This is a genomic window from uncultured Desulfovibrio sp., from assembly GCF_910584445.1.
Lineage (GTDB): Bacteria > Desulfobacterota > Desulfovibrionia > Desulfovibrionales > Desulfovibrionaceae > Desulfovibrio.
Map to the genome: position 1 here is coordinate 1 of NZ_CAJUBO010000013.1, position 17,642 is coordinate 17,642.

General features: G+C 66.5%; 13 protein-coding genes. 2 read left to right on the forward strand and 11 right to left on the reverse strand.

What is annotated here, in order from left to right:
- The first annotated feature begins 431 nt into the window (after positions 1 to 431).
- The gene (locus QZ294_RS07340) at positions 432 to 2,522 is read left to right on the forward strand and encodes a hybrid sensor histidine kinase/response regulator (RefSeq protein ID WP_297048469.1); all 2,091 of its coding nucleotides are present in this window, start codon (positions 432 to 434) and stop codon (positions 2,520 to 2,522) included.
- An 80-nt stretch (positions 2,523 to 2,602) separates the two neighbouring features.
- Here QZ294_RS07340 and QZ294_RS07345 read toward each other — a convergent pair whose 3' ends face one another.
- From QZ294_RS07345 to QZ294_RS07360, 4 genes are all read right to left on the reverse strand, one after another.
- On the reverse strand, positions 2,603 to 5,992 hold the full coding sequence (locus tag QZ294_RS07345) for a response regulator (RefSeq protein ID WP_297048470.1): 3,390 nt from the start codon (positions 5,990 to 5,992) through the stop codon (positions 2,603 to 2,605).
- 230 nt (positions 5,993 to 6,222) lie between these two features.
- Positions 6,223 to 6,993, reverse strand: a complete 771-nt coding sequence (locus tag QZ294_RS07350) for a septal ring lytic transglycosylase RlpA family protein (RefSeq protein ID WP_297048472.1) — start codon at positions 6,991 to 6,993, stop codon at positions 6,223 to 6,225.
- Positions 6,993 to 7,874 (reverse strand): hypothetical protein, encoded by an 882-nt coding sequence (locus QZ294_RS07355; protein ID WP_297048473.1) that lies wholly within the window; start codon positions 7,872 to 7,874, stop codon positions 6,993 to 6,995. Before QZ294_RS07355 ends, QZ294_RS07350 begins: the two co-directional genes overlap by 1 nt.
- Positions 7,871 to 8,206, reverse strand: a complete 336-nt coding sequence (locus QZ294_RS07360) for a hypothetical protein (RefSeq protein WP_366140578.1) — start codon at positions 8,204 to 8,206, stop codon at positions 7,871 to 7,873. Before QZ294_RS07360 ends, QZ294_RS07355 begins: the two co-directional genes overlap by 4 nt.
- 319 nt (positions 8,207 to 8,525) lie before the next feature.
- Here QZ294_RS07360 and QZ294_RS07365 point away from each other — a divergent pair, with 319 nt between their 5' ends.
- Positions 8,526 to 9,176: a YigZ family protein gene (locus QZ294_RS07365; protein WP_297048475.1), complete on the forward strand. Its 651-nt coding sequence runs from the start codon at positions 8,526 to 8,528 to the stop codon at positions 9,174 to 9,176.
- Here QZ294_RS07365 and QZ294_RS07370 read toward each other — a convergent pair.
- The 7 genes from QZ294_RS07370 to QZ294_RS07400 all read right to left on the reverse strand — a co-directional run bounded on the left by QZ294_RS07370 (position 9,112) and on the right by QZ294_RS07400 (position 17,524).
- Positions 9,112 to 11,163 (reverse strand): 6-carboxyhexanoate--CoA ligase, encoded by a 2,052-nt coding sequence (locus tag QZ294_RS07370; protein WP_297048476.1) that lies wholly within the window; start codon positions 11,161 to 11,163, stop codon positions 9,112 to 9,114. The two genes, QZ294_RS07365 and QZ294_RS07370, sit on opposite strands and share 65 nt — an antisense overlap.
- Positions 11,164 to 11,182: 19 nt before the next feature.
- Complete coding sequence (locus QZ294_RS07375) at positions 11,183 to 11,905, reverse strand: ABC transporter ATP-binding protein (protein ID WP_297048479.1); 723 nt, start codon at positions 11,903 to 11,905, stop codon at positions 11,183 to 11,185.
- Positions 11,898 to 12,716: an ABC transporter ATP-binding protein gene (locus tag QZ294_RS07380; protein ID WP_297048481.1), complete on the reverse strand. Its 819-nt coding sequence runs from the start codon at positions 12,714 to 12,716 to the stop codon at positions 11,898 to 11,900. Before QZ294_RS07380 ends, QZ294_RS07375 begins: the two co-directional genes overlap by 8 nt.
- Complete coding sequence (locus tag QZ294_RS07385; protein WP_297048483.1) at positions 12,713 to 13,762, reverse strand: branched-chain amino acid ABC transporter permease; 1,050 nt, start codon at positions 13,760 to 13,762, stop codon at positions 12,713 to 12,715. The genes QZ294_RS07380 and QZ294_RS07385 overlap by 4 nt, the downstream gene beginning before the upstream one ends.
- Entirely contained in the window at positions 13,762 to 14,655 is an 894-nt protein-coding gene (locus QZ294_RS07390) for a branched-chain amino acid ABC transporter permease (protein ID WP_297048485.1), read from the reverse strand. The genes QZ294_RS07385 and QZ294_RS07390 overlap by 1 nt, the downstream gene beginning before the upstream one ends.
- A gap of 83 nt (positions 14,656 to 14,738) precedes the next feature.
- Entirely contained in the window at positions 14,739 to 15,893 is a 1,155-nt protein-coding gene (locus QZ294_RS07395) for an ABC transporter substrate-binding protein (protein WP_297048487.1), read from the reverse strand.
- Positions 15,894 to 16,219: 326 nt separating this feature from the next.
- Positions 16,220 to 17,524, reverse strand: coding sequence for a phenylacetate--CoA ligase family protein (locus QZ294_RS07400; RefSeq protein ID WP_297048489.1), 1,305 nt, complete (start codon positions 17,522 to 17,524; stop codon positions 16,220 to 16,222).
- Between the last annotated feature and the right edge of the window lie 118 nt (positions 17,525 to 17,642).

Consider the following 17,642-nt stretch of genomic DNA (forward strand, 5'->3'; position numbering starts at 1 on the left):
CGCTCTCGCGCGGGAAAGTAGGTCGCTGCCAAATCTTTACCAACGCCCCGGTTCCATGTGGAGCCGGGGCGTTGACGTTTAAGCGTCGTTCAAGCTCTGCTGTACTGCCGTTGCCGGCTCTTCCGTGCGTCCTCCGCGCGCTCCCGCCCGCAGGGCCGCTCATGTTCTGGAGCGTTTTGGCAATGAACGTAGCCAATGTCTCCTCCCTGCCGGCACGGGGGCGTCCTTCCTGAGGGCGCAGGCAGGGGCTTTATATAACTAACTGATATATAAGTATATTTTGTATAAAAATACCTTTGTCAAAAGCCCTCCGGACCCGTATCATAAACACTGGGATGGTATCGGACATCACCGGGATCGGCGTTGCCACCCCTTTTGCGGAATGCTCCAGCGGCAGGCCAGTAACGGCACGGATGAAGGGAAATGCGGCCATGAAAAACCGGAAGAAGTATTTCCTGCTGTTTCTCACCAGTGCCGCCGCCCTCCTGGCGATAGCGTCAGTCCTTGTTTTTACGGTAAAGAACCGGGAAAACATCGCGGACAACAACCGCCAGTACCTGATCGACAATACCGGCCAGATGGCCCTGCTGGTGAATGATTCTCTGGGGCATGGCCTGAAAAATATCCAGATGCTGAGCGATCTGGCCGGCGAGTGGCTCGCCTCTTCCCACAATGGCGTCGCTGCCCTGCAACGCATTTTACGGAACTCTCTTTTCGACTTCATCGAGTTTACCGACAGGGACGGGAAAAACCACAATATCACCGGTGGCATATCCGAAGCCGGGGACCGCCGCTACTATCTGGACGCCATGCGGGGAAATTCCGGCATGGAGCTGATTTTCCATTCCCGCGCGACGAACGAGACGCTGCTGGTGTTTTATGCCCCCGCGTATAGCCAGGGCGAGATCATCGGCTCGCTGACGGGCATATACAAGGAGCGGAATCAACTGGATGGCCTGCTGACGATGGATGTCTTCGGCTACCGGGCGGAGTCCTACCTGTGCCGGGAGGACGGGACCATCATCGCCAGCAATCAGCATATCGACACACGGGCGCAGATATCCATCGAAACGGTCCTTGGTCCGCGGCTCCCGGAGGGCACTCCCGCGGGCAGCCTGATTTACAGGGGGGAAACAGCGGTGATCCCCCTCAAGGGGAATGAGACCGGCGCCTGCATCATGGGCCTGGCGGACAGCGACTGGTATGTCATCCAGATCTTTCCCGAGCAGGCCACCGAGATGATGGTCTCCAGGGCAAACCAGATCGGCATCAACTCGGCGATCTTTCTCAGCTCCGTTCTGACGGCTCTCCTGATCCTGACCTACCTCATCTTGAACGGCTCCATGCGGGAGACGCGACAGGCCCTTGAAAAGGCCGAGGTCGCCAGCAAGGCCAAGACCGATTTTCTGTTCAGCATGAGCCACGACATCCGAACGCCGATGAACGCCATCATTGGCTTCGCGCGTCTCCTGAAGAAAGAGCAGGCCTGCCTCACGGCCAGGGGGAGGGAGTATGTGGGCAGGATCGAGGATGCCAGCCGCATGCTCCTGTCCATCATCAACAATGTTCTCGAAATGTCGCAGATCGAGGGCGGAAAGGCGGTGCTGGAAGAAACGGTATGCAGCGCGGAAGAGATGATCGCGTCTGCGTGCGCCCAGCTCCTTCCGGAGATGCGGGCAAAGCGGATCACGCTCGCCACGCGCGTGGAGGTGGAGCATCCCTTTGTCTGGTGCGACAGGGCAAAGCTCCAGGAGATCTGCCTGAACATCCTGAACAACGCCTGCACATATACCCCTGAAGGCGGCAACATCTCCGTCAGGCTGACGGAGATTCCCCCGGCGCGGGAGGGGCGGGCGTGGTTCAGGACCGAGATCGAAGACACCGGCATAGGCATTGCCGGGGATTTTCTGCCCCATGTTTTTGAGCCGTTTTCCCGGGCGCAGGACACGACCCACAGCAAGATCGCCGGTACCGGGCTTGGGTTGCCCATTGCAAAAAGGCTGGCCGAACTCATGGGGGGCAGCATCGAGGTCGAGAGCGAGCAGGGAACGGGGACCAGGGTCACGGTCCTCCTGCCCCACCGGATCGCCGCCGAACCGGACGGGCGTGAGACGAAAACGCTGGAGCAGGCGCCCGCCCGCTTTTCCGGGAAGCGGCTCCTCCTTGTGGAGGACAACGACTTCAACGCGGAGGTTGCGGCGGATCTGCTGAGCGAAATGGGATTCGAGGTGGAGCGGGCGCAGGACGGGGCGGTCTGCGTCGCCATGATGGAAAGGGCGGCCGCCGGATACTATGACCTGATCCTGATGGATACGCAAATGCCCAACATGAACGGCTACCAGGCGGCGGAGACCATTCGCCGCATGGAGGACCCGTCAAAGGCGGGGACGCCGATCGTTGCCATGACGGCAAACACCTTTGAGGATGACAAGAAAAATGCGTACGCCGCCGGCATGAACGCCCATCTGGCAAAGCCGGTCGATATCCCCATGCTGGTGAAAACATTGGCGGAATTTTTATAACAGAGCGCTGGCGCGCGGTGCGCTCCTGGCTGCCAGCCCTGTCGCCGGAGCGGTCAGGATACGTTCATTGCCGCACCGCGCTACTGAAAAAAGCTGCGGATGACCTCGAAAAACGCCTTGATGTCGATGGGCTTGGCGATATGGGCGTTCATGCCGCACTTGAGGGCCGCGGCCTTGTCCTCATCCAGGGCGTTGGCGGTCATGGCGATGATGGGCAGGGTCTTCACATCCTCGCGCGCAAGGCCGCGGATGGCGCGCGTGGCCTCGTAGCCGTCCATGGTGGGCATCTGCACGTCCATGAGGATGGCGTCATAATAGCCTTCCGGAGATTTCCGCACCATCTCCACGGCGTCGCTGCCATCGGGCGCGCTTTCCACCACAAAGCCGCTTTCAACGAGGATGAACTCCGCGAGTTCGCGGTTCATTTCCACATCGTCCACCAGAAGGATGCGCCGCCCGCCGAAATCCGGCGTTTCCTCCCTGGGTTCGTCCCCCTTGTCCTGCAACTTGTGGGAGGAGATCAGGGCGTGCCTGAGGTCGGACATGAAGAGCGGCTTGGCGCAGAAGGCCGTGACGCCCGCGCTGCGCGCCTCTTCCTCGATGTCCGTCCACTCGTAGGCCGTGAGGATGATGATGGGCGCGTCTTTGCCCACCGCGCGGCGGATGCTGCGCGCGGTCTCCACGCCGTTCATGTCCGGCATCTGCCAGTCGATGATATAGGTCAGGTAGGGATCGTTGTCGTTATGGGCGATCTGCGCGCGGTAGGCGGCCTCGCGCCCGGAGGTCGTCCACTCGGAGCGCAGGCCGATCTTCTTGAGCATCTTGTCCACGCTGTCGCAGACATGGAAGTCGTCATCCACCACGAGGACGCGCATGCCGCTGAGTTCCTGGATGATGTCGCTGCCGGACTGCGTCTCCTGGAGCTTGAGCGTCAGGTGGACGGTGAAGGCGCTGCCCTTGCCGGGCGCGCTTTCCACCTCGATGCGGCCGTTCATGATCTCGATGATGTTCTTGGTGATAGCCATGCCGAGGCCCGTGCCCTGGATGCCGCTCAGCGTGGTGGTGGTTTCGCGGGTGAACGGCTCGAAGATGTGGCGCACGAATTCCGCGGACATGCCGATGCCGCTGTCGCGCACCTCAAAGACGAAATCCGCGTAACCATGGCGGAACGCGGGCGCCTGGTGGATGCTGAAGGTGATGGACCCCCCGGCGGGCGTGTACTTCACGGCGTTGCTCAACAGGTTGATGAAGATCTGGTTGAGCTTGAGCGGGTCGGTGATGACGTCCTCGTTGGTCACCTCGAACGTGTCGATGAACATCTGGAGCCGCTTGGCCTTGACCTGCGGCTGGATGATGTTGACGAGGTTGTGCATCAGCTCCGAGATGTTGCACTCCTGTTCCTTGATCTGGAGCTTGCCGCTCTCGATGCGGCTCATGTCCAGGATGTCGTTGATGAGACTGAGCAGGTGATTGCTGGAGGAGAGCACTTTCTGGAGGCAGTCCCGCACCTGTTCGCGATTGTCCAGATGGCTCGCCGCGATGGTGGCGAAGCCGATGACGGCGTTCATGGGCGTGCGGATATCGTGCGACATGTTGGAAAGGAAGGTGGTCTTGGCGGCATTGGCGTGCTGCGCCTGGATGAGGGCGTCGCGCAGGGCCTTGGTCTGCAGGCGCTGCTTGGTCACCTGCTCGGTGATGTCGCGCGCCACGCTCATCGCCATGACATCGCCCGTGATGTCATCCTCGGTGAGGTAGAAGGACTGGCGCACGCAGACTTCGCCGCCGCGCGGGTCCGTGCACCAGTAGTCGAGTCCCACTTCCTTTTCCCCGGCCGCAAAGCGTTCACGAAGATGGCCGATGCTCATCACCCGGCTGTATTCCTCCCGTGATTCCGGCAGGACCGTGGGCAGCCACGCGGCAAAGGCGTCGGAGACCCTGCACGGGGCATGCAGGTTGTATTCTTCCAGCATGGAGAACTGGATGTCGTCGAGATGGCGGATGATGTCCTCCTCCACCCGGTCGCGGCTGACATTGAACTCATAGGTGCACAGGGCATTGGACGTGACGGCCAGGCGGTACTGCCGCTCCTTGCGGTCCATGGCGGAGAGCTTTTTCTGCGTCTGGAGTTCGCGGTTCTTCAGTTCGGTGACGTCCTGGTGGACGAAGAGCACCTTGGTTGCCACGCCGTCGCGCCGTTCAAGGCAGATGGCGTTGATGTTCTCCCAGCCTTCCTTTCCGCCGCGCCGCACATGGCACTCGCAGGAGAGGGAATCGCTGCGGGCGAGGCGTTCCCGCAGGCTGTCGAGAGCGAAAAAGCCGCGGAACTTTTCCCGCGCCTCGTCGTCCACCAGGATGCCGGACTGGATGCGGAGCAGGTCCGCATAGGCGCCATGGGCATCGGGGTCGCGCTCGGCGTTTTCGCCGCCGGCGATGCGCTCATAGCGTTTGGTTTCAAGGTCCGCGAGGATGTAGAGTCCGGAAAAGAGGGTGTTCATGCCCCTGATCACATACCCGAATTCGCGGTTTTCCCTTTCCAGCCGTTTTTTCTGGCGGTGCGCCCGGATGAGCATGAAGGCGGCGTAGCAGGCAAAGAGCACGAGGAGGGAGATCTCCAGCTGGACGCCGGCCATGTTGGCCCGGCGCACCATGCCCTGAGTGACGCTGCGCGGAAAGGTCTGCACCAGAAAAAAGTCGTACTGCGGCAGGTGCATGACGCAGAGATTGTCCGTGCCGCTCCCGGGCGCGCAGGCGAACGTGCCCTCGCCGCCGTCGCGGAAGACCTTGCGCGCGCCTTCGGCCGTGGGCTGGCCGATCATGCCGCTTTGGAGCAGGGCGTCGATGATGTGCCCGGAATAGGCTTTTTCAGCGGAGGTGGCGATGATCCTGCCGTCCGGCGCGCAGAGGAAAATGTCCGACGTCATGCCGAAATAGGGCACCGTGAGGATGCCGCGCAGGTAGTTGCCCGCCAGATAGGAACCGTGGAGAACGCCGATGATCCTGCCACCGACGCGCAGGGGCGTGTAAAAGCCCAGGGTCGTCTGCCCGAAAATGCTTGAATTGAAAATGACGGAGACGCCGCTTTTGCCTTCCATGCCCAGGCGGTAATAGTCGCGGTCGCTCGTGTCCGTGATCGTGCCGTCGGAGGCCATGCCCCTGCCGTCAGCGCCGGTGAAGCGCACGGCGTCGAAGGTGGAGCGCTTTTCCAGCGCGGCCAGCAGTTCCGGCGAGATGGCGGCGGAATCCAGCGTGCGCTCCAGAAAATAGGCGTAAGTGCCGAGGGCCTCCTGCGTGGCGCGGAACTGCTCGTCAATGCTGATGGCCGCCTGACGCGCCGCGTCCGCCGCGTAGATGCGGTTCTGCTCCTCGATGCGTTCGCTGTTCTGGGTGGTGAAACGGTAGAACAGCAGCAGGACCATGCCGCAGAGGAAGAGAGAAACGCCGGTCTGGATGAGTCCGTTTTTTCTGACCATGGCGGACAACCTCGGGATGGGGCGGGACCACGTTGCCGCTGTGCGACATCAGGGGGTCCTGCCCGTTGGTCCGGACGGCCGACGGCATGCCGCCGCGCGATGCCATCGCGGCGGCCCGCATGGCCGGCAGGGGGGCGTCCGATGTGCCTCGAAAGCCGGAATACCCGTATTCATAGCCGTCCGGGAAGATCGCTGTCAATCGCAGGACGGCCTCCGCCGGGCGAAGGGCGTCATTCGGCGCCGCCCACCACAAAGGCCGTGGGGAAGAGCGCCCGGAACACGGCAAGCATGCGCTCCGCGCCGGCGGAATCCGGCCAGGGACCGACCTGGACGTTCCACAGGCTGTTGCTGCCGTACTGGAGCCGTCCCTTGTGCCCCGCCCTGGCAAGGACCTCGATGAGCTTGTACGCGCTTTCCTTGCTGCCGAACGCGCCGACCTGGACGTAGAAATTGCCCTTGATGTCGCCGTTTTCCGCCAGCTCCCTGATGCCGCCCAGGCTCTGGATGCGTACCCTGGCCGTGCCGCTGCCCATCATGTTCAGGCGTGTGGCCGCCGTGCGCGAGAGGTCGATGACGCGGTCATCCACAAAGGGGCCGCGATCATTGACGCGGACAATGACCGAACGGCCGTTGCCAAGATGGGTGACGCGCACCTTGGTGCCCAGCGGCAGCAGCTTGTGGGCGGCGGTCATGGCATACTGGTTGTAGCGTTCGCCGTTGGCCGTGGTCTTGCCGTGAAAGCCCGGGCCGTACCACGAGGCCACGCCCTCCTCCACAAAGCCGTGGGCGGACTTGAGGGGATAGTAGGTCTTGCCGCGGACGGTATAGGGCTTGGTGCCCGCCACGCCGCCCTTGCGCCAGGAGCGGGAGCCGCCGCAGCCCGCCAGCGCGAGCGCGCAGCAGACAAGAAGCGCGAGCAGGAAAACGGGAACGCGTCTGCCAGGGGCGCGCGTCCCCCCGCGGGGGCGGTTGCGGTCCTGGCGGGAAACTCCGCCGGCCATCAGGCGGCTCCGGCCCGGGGCGCGCGGGCGGGGCGGACGGGGGAAACGGCGTCGCCGCCATCGGCTTCCAGGCGCCCAAGGAGTTCCCTGCCCCGCGCCCCCAGGCAGGAGCGGTGCGCGCGCAACAGCGTCAGCGCCGTTTCCGGGCGGCCCGCGTCCAGCAGGTCCCGCGCGGCGAGCAGGAAAAGGCGTTCGCCGTCCCCCGCGCAGAGCGCGGCCATGAGGTCGGGCCAGCGCGCCCCGAAAACAGCGGCGGCGCGTTCCTCCTCCACAGCCAGCCAGCGGGCCAGGGGGGCGTTGTCGCGCTCTCCCTCCAGATACCGGGTGAGCAGCGCAAGCCCGTTGTCCAGAACACGGAGAATGCGCCGAAGCTCTCGCTCCATGCTGTCGGCGGTCTGGCGGGGAAGGCCGGCCAGCGGCCACAGGGCGTCCGGCCCGGTGGCCGCGTCCCCGTCCGTGGGGTCCGCCATGCCGCGTTCCGGGGCGGCGCGCCACAGGTCCTCCAGATGGCGCAGGCGGTTGGCGTAGTGCTGCCGCTGGTAGGCGTCTTCACGCAGCTTGACGCATTCATGGAACGCAAAGCCCACGCACCAGTCGATGAGTTCGCCGGTAAAGGCGCGCTCTTCCGGCGCGGCGCCTTCGGAAGCCGTCCCGCAGGGAACGGCCGCGCGGAAGAGGTGATGGGCCGTATCCTTGAGCCGCCAGAGCACGCCCTTGGAAACCGCTTCGCCCAGCAGGGAACGCACGATGGCGTACGAGACCGTGCCGTCGCGTTCAAAACGGCGCAACTGCGCGGTCAGGACGGCATGGGCGGCGCAATAGTCGCGCACGAGGTCGCGCACGAACGCGGGGCGCTGCCGGGCAAGCCAGGCCCGGTTCATGCGCGGGGCGCTCCCGGTCCGGGCGTGGCGCCGAGAGCGGCGTTTCCGGCATCCGTCCCGGTTTCGGGCGCGGCTTCGGCAAGCAGGGCGCGCGCCACGGCCAGGTCGTAGATCCGCAGCGGTTCCGTCCCCCCCGCGCCCCGGGATTCATACAGGGCCGCCGCCTCGCGGATGACGGCCATGTTCAGCCAGGGATGGCGCTCCCAGATCTCGGGATGCGCCGCCTCCCAGAGCCGGAACTCCACCTCGCCGTCAGGCCCGCGCCGCACATAGACCCGCGAACCGGGGTCGCCCGCATTGGCATGGTAATAAAGCCCGCGTTCGTCCTGCATTGCCGTCTCCTTGCGCCGTCTGCGGATGCGGGGAGCGTCGCAATGCTCCTCCCGCCGGGGAGATTCTAGGCGAAAAGCCGTGGCGTTGCCAAGGGGAAGCTTTCCGCGCCATGCCGCCATTGCCGCCGGGGCTTGCCCCGGCCGCTGTCTGCCGGTAGAGAAAGGGCTGGCCGGAGTAGGGAGGATCCCCAAGGCGCTGTTTTTGACGGAGAATTTCGGCAGCGTTCCCACAACTCAGGCTCGACAGGCGCGTCATCAACGCAAACGTGGAACAAGGCCCTTCACAAACCCCGCGCGGCGGGGCCGCACCGGAGGCTGCATGCAGCGTTATCCCGTTCCCGCGTCCCTGCCGGACGCGCCCCAGTGTTCCGAGACCACGGCGCGGCGCAGCCGCTTTCTCGCCCAGTGCGCGCGCGCGTCCAGCCCTGCCGAGGCCCGCGCCTTTGTGGAGGCGGTGCGGCAGCGGCATCCCGATGCCACGCACAACTGCTGGGCCTTTGTGGCCGGACCCCCGGGCGACACGGCGCGCATCGGCTCCTCGGATGACGGCGAACCTCACGGCACGGCCGGGCGGCCCATGCTCCAGGTGCTGCTTCACAGCGGGATCGGCGAGCTTTGTCTGGTGGTGACACGCTGGTTCGGGGGCGTCAAGCTGGGCACGGGCGGCCTGGTGCGGGCCTATCAGGAGGCCGCGCGCGGAAACCTTGCCGCCCTCGCCTGTGTGGAGTGCGTGCCGCGGGCGACGGTGGAGCTTGTCCTTGACTATGCCCATCTGGACGCCCTGCGCCGCCGCCTGCCCGCGCTGGAGGCGCTGGTGGAGGCCGAGGAGTACGCGGCGCGCGCCTGTCTGCGCGTGCGCCTGCCCGAGGAGCATCTGGACGCCCTGACGCAGGCGCTGGCCGCTGTCAGCAACGGGTCCGGGAGCCTTCGTCCGCTGGGGGAAGGCCAAAGTCCGCCCGCGCGGTCCTGAGCGCCCGCGCGGCTTCGTCCGCGGCCAGGACGAGGTCGGCGTGCCCGTGGTCGGCGCGCAGGGCGGCCCGCAGCCGCGCGGCGCCGCGCGCCACCGTGGGATAGCGGATGGCCGAGATCAGGATGCCGGACTCGCGCATGTGCCGGGCCGCCGCCACGGCCACGCGCTCGTCGCCGGCCATGAGGGGGACGATGGCGCTCTCTCCCGGCGCTTCCAGGCCGTGCTCCTTCAGGCGGGCGCGAAAAAACGCCGCATTGGCCTGGAGGCGCGCCACGCGTCGGGGTTCGGCCCGCAGGATGTCCAGCGCGGCCAGGGCCGCCCCCACCGGCGCCGGCGAAAGCGCGGTGGAAAAGACGAAGCTGCGGCCGCCATGGCGCAGGTATTCCGTCACTCGCGCCGGGCCGCGCACATAGCCGCCGTCCGCGCCCAGGGCCTTGCTCAGCGAGCCGGTGAAAATGTCCGGACCCGCGCCCGTGAGTCCGAAATGCTCGACGATGCCGCGTCCGGTGCGGCCGATGACGCCCAGGGCGTGCGCTTCGTCCAGCACGGTGAGCAGCCCGTGGCGGGCCGCCACTTCCAGCAGGCCCGGCAGGTCGGCCACGTCCCCGTCCATGCTGAAGACGGCGTCGCTGACCACCAGGCGGCGACGTCCGGCGTGTTGGCGCGCGAGCCTGTCCAGGTCGGCCATGTCGTTGTGGGCATAGATGACCACGGCCGCGCCGCTGAGGCGGCAGCCGTCGATGATGCTGGCGTGGTTGAGCGCGTCGCTGAAAATGACATCGCCCTTGCCGCAGAGCGCGGGGAGCAGCCCCACATTGGCGGCATAGCCGGAGGAAAACAGAAGCGCCGCCTCGGAGCCGCCGAAGGCCGCAAGGCGGCGTTCCAGAAGGCCATGCAGCGGCAGGGTGCCCGTGGTCAGGCGCGAGCCGCCGCAGCCCGCGCCGAAGGACTCCAGCGCCCGGGCGGCGCCCGCGGTGACGCGCGTGTCGGCGGCAAGGCCCAGATAGTCGCCGGATGCCAGCAGGAGCAGGTCGCGCCCGGCGTGGCGCACGCGCGGACCGGGCGGGCTTTCCAGCACGTCCATGTGCCGGTACAGGCCCTCGGCCTCCAGCCGGTCGAGGCGTTCTTCCACAAAGGCCCACTTGTCCGCCGGGTCCGCCGGCTGAGCCGGGTCCGTCGTGTGATTCGGGTCCGGGCCTGGCGCGGCCTGCGCCCCGGTGGCGGACCCGGAAGCGGCGAATGCGGGCGGCGGGGGGACATTTTCCACAAGGACGGGGCGGCGCTCCAGAAAGGCCACGGTGGCGGCCACAGCCTCGCGCGGCCCGCGGTAGAGGAAGACGCGGCCCCCGCGCGGGATGCCGGGTTCCTTCAGGCGCGCGATGCGGGCATAGCCGAAGGCCGGAGAGGCCACATAGCCCGTCACATAGTCCGGGTCGTCCGAGATGCAGAGTTCGGCGATGATGTGGGGCGCGTGGCATACCTTGGCGGCCAGCACGGCCGCTTCCAGATAGTGCCGCTTGCCCTCCGCGCCGCCGTTGTCGCCCGCGGGCAGCGCCATGTCCATGAGGGTGGCGCGGACGCCGCGCTCCCGGTCCGGTTCCAGCCGCTCCAGAGTGTCGGCGTCCACCAGCATGGCCCCGCGCAGGGGCGCGCTGGCGAGGAGCAGGGCGATGACCGCCCCGGGGTCCGGCACGCCCGCCTGCCGCAGCAGCCCGGCGGCAAGCTCCAGGCCCTCCGCCGCCGAAGCGCAGTCCAGAGCGCGGGCGGGCAGGGCGGGCACACGCAGGATGGCCGCGTCGTCCAGCTCCTCGAGGGTGATGTGGATGGTGTCGGGGCGTCCCTTGCCGTGTTCCAGCGCCCTGCGGGCAAGGTCACGCGCCAGGGCGGGGGCGCCGGCCAGGCCGGTGATGCGTTCCGCGCCGGAAATATGCTCGGGGCGCCCGTGCGCGACGGCGCGGGACGCGCGCATGCGGATGCTGTAGCGCATGGGTCAGGCTGTCCGCGATCTATCCGCCAAGATAGGCTTCCTTGACCTTGGGGTCTTCCAGCAGTTCCCGGCCAGGCCCTTCCAGCACCACGCGCCCCACTTCGAGGATATAGGCGTAGTTGGCAACGGAAAGCGCGGCATAGGCGTTCTGCTCCACCAGGAGGACCGTCTTGCCGTCCTCGTTGATCTTGCGGATGATGCCGAAGATCTCGCGCACCAGGAGCGGCGCCAGGCCGAGCGAAGGCTCGTCGAGCATGAGCAGGTCCGGGCGGCTCATGAGCGCGCGGCCCACGGCCAGCATCTGCTGTTCCCCGCCGGAAAGCGTGCCGCCCTTTTGCCAGGAGCGCTCGCGCAGACGCGGGAACAGGGAATAGACCCACTCCATGTCGCTGGCGATGCCGTCCCTGTCGTCGCGTGAATAGGCGCCGAGCAGGAGGTTCTCCTCCACGGTGAGGTGGGGAAGGATGCGCCGCCCCTCCGGCGACAGGGCGATGCCCCGGCGCACCATGTCTTCGGGCCTGAGTCCCATGAGCGAGACCTGCGCCTCTCCGGCATGGCGCCGGAACAGGATCTCGCCGCTGATGGTCTTGTTCAGCCCGGCCACGGAACGGATGATGCTGCTCTTGCCCGCGCCGTTGGCCCCGATGAGGGTGACGATGGACCCGTGCGGGATGGAGAGGCTCACGCCCTGGACCGCCTGGATGCCGCCATAGCGGACGTGAAGATCCTTGATTTCAAGCATGGTGCACCGCCACGTCCTCGCCGAGGTAGGCGCGGATGACAAGGGGATCGTTGCGTACCGCCTCGGGGGTGCCCTCGGCGATGAGCGCGCCGTACTCCATGACCCAGATATATTCGCAGACGCCCATGACCACCTTCATGTCATGCTCGATGAGCAGGATGGTGAGCCGGAACTCGTCGCGGATATGGCCGATGAAGTGCATGAGTTCGAGGCTTTCCTGCGGGTTCATGCCCGCCGCGGGTTCATCCAGCAGAAGCAGGCGCGGCTCCGTGGCGAGCGCGCGGGCGATCTCCAGGCGGCGCTGCGCCCCGTAGGGCAGGCTGCCCGCCGTCTCGTCCAGCTGGTCGGCCAGGTGGACGCGCTCGGCCAGTTCGCGGCCCTTGGCGCGCAGCTCCGCCTCTTCGCGGTAAAAGGGCGGCAGGCCCAGGGGGGCCATCCACCACGGGCAGTGGCGGCGCACATGGCAGCCCACCATGATGTTTTCCAGCACGGTCATCTGCGGCGAGAGCCGGATGTTCTGGAAGGTGCGCGCCATGCCCATGCGGCAGATCTCATAGGGCTGCCTGCCCCTGATGCCCGCGCCGTCGAAGCTGATCTCGCCTTCCTGCGGGGTGTAGAAGCCGGAAAGCACGTTGAACACCGTGGTCTTGCCCGCGCCGTTTGGCCCGATGATGCCCGCGATGGACCCCGCCGGCAGGGCAAGGCTGAGGTCGCTCACGGCGGTGACGCCGCCGAAACGCATGGTCACGCCGCGCGCCAGCAGAAGCGCCCCGGCGTAGTCCGGGGGCTGGGGAAGGACGAAGCCGCTCATGCGTTGCTCCTTCCCGCACCCCGCCGGAAAAAGGCGAAGATGCGGTTCCAGGTAAGCTCGCGCGTGCCCATGATGCCTTCCCGGCGCTTGAGGATGATGGCGAGCAGCACCACCGAGAAGACCACCATGCGCATGCCCGGAATGCCGGGCAGTTCCACAATGCCGAGGTCCATAGGCTCTTCGAGGAAGCGGAGCCATTCGAGCAGGATGGTGATGACCGTGGCCCCGAGGATGCTGCCCGTGAGCGAGCCGAGGCCGCCCGCCACCACGAACATGAGCACGTTGAACGTCAGGAGGAAGTTGAACATCTTGGGGTCGATGGTCGAGAGGTGGCTGCCCAGCAGGGCGCCGCCGATGCCGGCGAAAAACGCGCCGATGCAGAACGAGAGCACCTTGTAGTGGAACACGTTGATGCCCATGACGCTGGCCGCGATCTCGTTGTCCCGGATGCAGCGCAGCACATTGCCGAAATTGCTGTAGCAGAGGCGCGCCAGCACGATGAGCGTGAACAGCGCCCAGCCGTAGCAGACCAGCAGCGTGGCGTGGCCGGGGATGCCCTTGATGCCCAGCGAGCCGTTGGTGATGGGCGTGGCGTTGACGATGAGCACGCGGATGATCTCGGCAAAGGCGAGCGTTGCCATGCCGAGGTAGTCATCGCCCAGGCGCAGCACCGGCACGGCGATGAAGACGGCGAAGACGCCCGCGAACAGGCCGCCGCCGAGCACCGAGATCCAGAAGGGCGTGAGCAGGTCGGAGAAGGGCCAGATGATCGGTTCCAGGATCCACATGATCTCCTTCTGCGCGGGCGGCAGGATGCAGAGCGCGGAAACATAGGCCCCGATGGCGATGAAGCCCGCGTGCCCGAGAGAAAAAAGCCCGGTGAACCCGTAAATGAGGTTGAGCGAGAGCGCCAGGATGATGTTGATGAAGATGAGCTTGGCGATATATATCTGGTAATCGCCCAGAAATGCCTCGGCCTGCCAGAGGACCGCGCCCAACAGGAACATGGCCGCGATGCTGAGAAAGGTGTTGCGGTCGAAACGCATCAGATCTTTTCCTCCATGCGCTCCCCGAGCAGGCCCGTGGGTTTCACCAGCAGGACGAGGACGAGGAGGATGAAGGCAAAGGCGTCGCGGTAGCCGGAAAGCTCGGGCATGAAGGCCACGGTCATGATCTCCACAAAGCCCAGGGCCACGCCGCCAAGCACCGCGCCCTCGATGGAGCCGATGCCGCCGAAGACCGCCGCGATAAAGGCCTTGAGTCCGGGCATGACGCCCATGTAGGGGTGCACCTGCGGGTAGCGCAGCGCCCACATGATGCCCGCGGCCGCCGCCAGCGCCGAGCCGAGGCCGAAGGTCAGGGCGATGACGTTGTCCACCCTGACGCCCAGGAGCCGCGTGGTCTCGATGTCCTTGGAGATGGCGCGCATGGCGAGGCCCGGCTTGGTGCGGTAAACGATATAGAGCAGCATGCAGACCAGGATGATGGTCATGCCCGGCACAAAGGCGGCCAGATGGGTGATGCGCAGGTTGCCGATCTGCCAGGCGTTGGTCAGCCATTCGGGCTGGAGCACGGGCCGGGGCTGGCCCGTGAAGATGACCACGGCCAGGCTCTCGATGAGGAAGGAGACGGCAATGGCGCTGATGAGCGCGGAAATGCGCGGCGCGTCGCGCAGGGGCCGGTAGGCCACCCGGTCGATGAGCACGCCGAGCAGCCCCGCGCCGAGGACGGAGATGACCGCGGCCACGCCCCAGGGCCAGCCGAAGGCGAACGTGCCGAAAAAGATGAAGTAGGCGCCCACCATGAGGATGTCGCCGTGGGCGAAGTTGATGAGGCGCAGGATGCCGTACACCATGGTGTAGCCGATGGCGATGAGCGCGTAGAGCGAGCCAAGGGTCAGGGCGTTGAAGCAGTGCTGGAGGAACATCTCAAAGCTCATGGGCCACCTCTGCGGCGCTGGTGCGGAAAACGCGGCGCCCGGCCCCGTGGGGAGCGCGGGCGCCGCTGAAGCTGCCGCTGCCGCTACTTGGGCGTCACTTCGCCCACATAGACGCGCTTGCCGTCCTTGTATTCGATGATGCCCACGGGCATTTCGGCGTCGTGGGTCGCGTTGATGGAGAGCTTGCCGAGGGCGGTGGGCAGTTCCACGGTCTCGGCCAGGGCCTTGGCGATGGCCTCGGGTTCGGCCTTGCCCGCGCGCTTGATGGCGTCGAGGATGAGGAAGTAGCAGTTGTAGCCGAGCGCGCCGTTCACGTTGGTGTCCTTGTCGGGATAGGCCTTCTTCCAGGCTTCGGTGAAGCGCTTGGCCTCCGCGCTCATGTTCGCCATGGTGGGGTCATAGGGGAAGGTGGTGTGCAGGAAGCCTTCCACCGCCTTGCCGCCCAGCTTGACCGTGTCGGGGTTGTCCATGGCGTCCGCGCCCATGAGGCGGAACTTGGCGCCCAGTTCGCGCGCCTGCTTCATGATGATGGCGCCTTCGGCGAAATAGGCGGGCATGAAGACGATGTCCGGGTTCTTGGCGATCAGCTCGGTGAGTTGGGCCGTGAAGTCCTGGTCGCCGGAGCTGTACTTGAGGTTGGCTACCACTTCGCCGCCGAGCTTCTTGAAGGAGCGGGTGAAGAAGTTGGAGAGGCCCACGGCGTAGTCGTTGGTCATGTCCATGAGCACGGCGGCCTTGTTGAAGCCCAGGTTCTCCTTGGCGTAGGTGGCCGCGGCAGCGCCCTGATAGGGGTCGATGAAGCAGGCGCGGAAGTAGTACTTCTTGCCCTGGGTCACGAGCGGATTGGTGCAGGAGGTGCCCACGCCGGGGACCCTGGCCTTTTCGCCGATCTCGGCGCCGGCCATAGCCAGTGAGGAACCGTAGGTGCCGATGAAGGCCACGACCTTGTCGCGCTCGATGAGGCGCTTGACCGCGTTGGCGGCTTCCACCTTGTCGGACTTGTTGTCCACCACCACAAGCTCCACCGGACGGCCCAGAACCTCGGGCATTTCCTTGTGGGCCAGGCGCACGCCCTCCAGCTCGAGCTGGCCGCCGAAGGCATTCTGGCCGGTGAGCGGCAGATAGACGCCGATCTTGATGGGGGCCTTGTCCGCGGCGGCATCGGCCGCCAGGGTGGCCTGGGCGCCGATGCCCAGGACGAACGCCGCGAAGAGCGCGAGGGTCTTGCCGAATTTCATGCGATTCCTCCGAAAGGTTGGGGCGTGTCCGCCGGATTGGCGCGGCAGGGCGCCCGGGGCGCCGGCGCGTCGTTCTCCCGGACGCCGGAAGGCCGGATGGGACCGGAACGCGCCGGGACGCGCGAAACCGCGCCGTCACCGAGACGCGCCCATGGCGGTGGTCCGCCGGGGCTGCCGATGGCTGCCGGGAAAGGTACGACCAAGCATACTCCAGCCCGCGCGGCCGCGCAATCAGAAATCCTGCCGCGGCGCGCGGGAATCTCCGCGCGGATGCGCCCTTCGGCGCGCGCCCGGGGGCAGCCGCGAACGGCGCCGGGAGGCGCGGGTCAGCGCTCCTTGCGCCGGTCCACGATGCGCTTGGCCTTGCCCTCGGAACGCTCGATGGAATGCGGCTCCATGAGGCGCACCCTGGCGGTCACGCCGAGATATTCCTTGATGTTCTTGGCAAGGCTGCGCTCCAGGCTCTGGAGCTTGCGGATCTCGTCGGCGAAATTGGCCTCGTCCACCTCGACGTGGACCTCGAGGGTGTCCAGCGTGCCCTCGCGGTCCACCACGATCTGGTAATTATGGCTCAGGCCGCCGCTTTCCAGCACCAGGGTCTCGATCTGCTGCGGGAAGACGTTGACGCCGCGGATGATGAGCATGTCGTCGCTTCTGCCCGCCAGCCGCGCGATGCGGGCGTGGGTGCGGCCGCAGGCGCAGGGCGTGAAGTCGAGGCTCGTGAGGTCGCGCGTGCGGTAGCGGATGAGGGGCACGCCCTCCTTGGTCAGGGTGGTGAGCACCAGCTCGCCGGTCTCGCCCGCGGGCAGGCGTTCGCCGCTCACGGGGTCGATGATCTCCGGCAGGAAGTGGTCCTCCCAGATGTGGAGGCCCTGCCTGGCCTCGGCGCATTCCATGGCAACGCCCGGACCCATGACCTCGGAAAGGCCGTAGATGTTGCAGGCCGTGATGCCCATCTTCTGCTCCATGTCGCGGCGCATGGCCTCGCTCCACGGTTCGGCGCCGAAAACGCCGATACGCAGGGGCAGGTCGCGGAAGTCCACGCCGGTCTCCTGCCCGGCCTCCCAGAGATGGAGGGCGAAGGAGGGGGTGCAGCAGAGCACCGTGGCCCCGAAGTCGCGCATGAGCTGCGCCTGGCGGCGCGTGGCCCCGCCCGAGGCGGGCACAACGGTGGCGCCCACGCGCTCGGCCCCGCCGTGCGCGCCGAGGCCGCCGGTGAAGAGTCCGTAGCCGTAGGCCACATGGACCACGTCCGAGCGGGTGACGCCGGCGGCCGAAAGGCTGCGCGCCGCGAGTTCCGCCCAGATGTCGAGGTCGCGCGCCGTATAGCCCGACACCACGGCCTTGCCCGTGGTGCCGCTGGAGGCGTGCAGACGCACGATGTTCTCGCGCGGCACGGCGAAGAGACCGTAGGGATAGTGGTCGCGCAGGTCCTGCTTTTCGGTGAAGGGCAGGTGGCGCACGTCGTCCAGGCTCCTGATGTCCGCCGGGGTCAGGCCGATCTCGTCGAAGGCGGCGCGGTAAAAGGGCACGTTGGCATAGGCGCGGTTGCAGACATCGCGGAGGCGGCGCAGTTGCAGCGCCTCCAGCTCTTCCCTCGGCAGGGTCTCCTGGCGGATATTGAACAGCACGGCTTGCTCCTTGGTCGCGGCGTTTCAAGTGCCTCTTCGCCCTATGCCCCAATGCGTGGCCGCGGTCAATACGGGCGTCCGGCGTCCCGCCGGGCGCGGAAGGGCGCAAACCATTGCC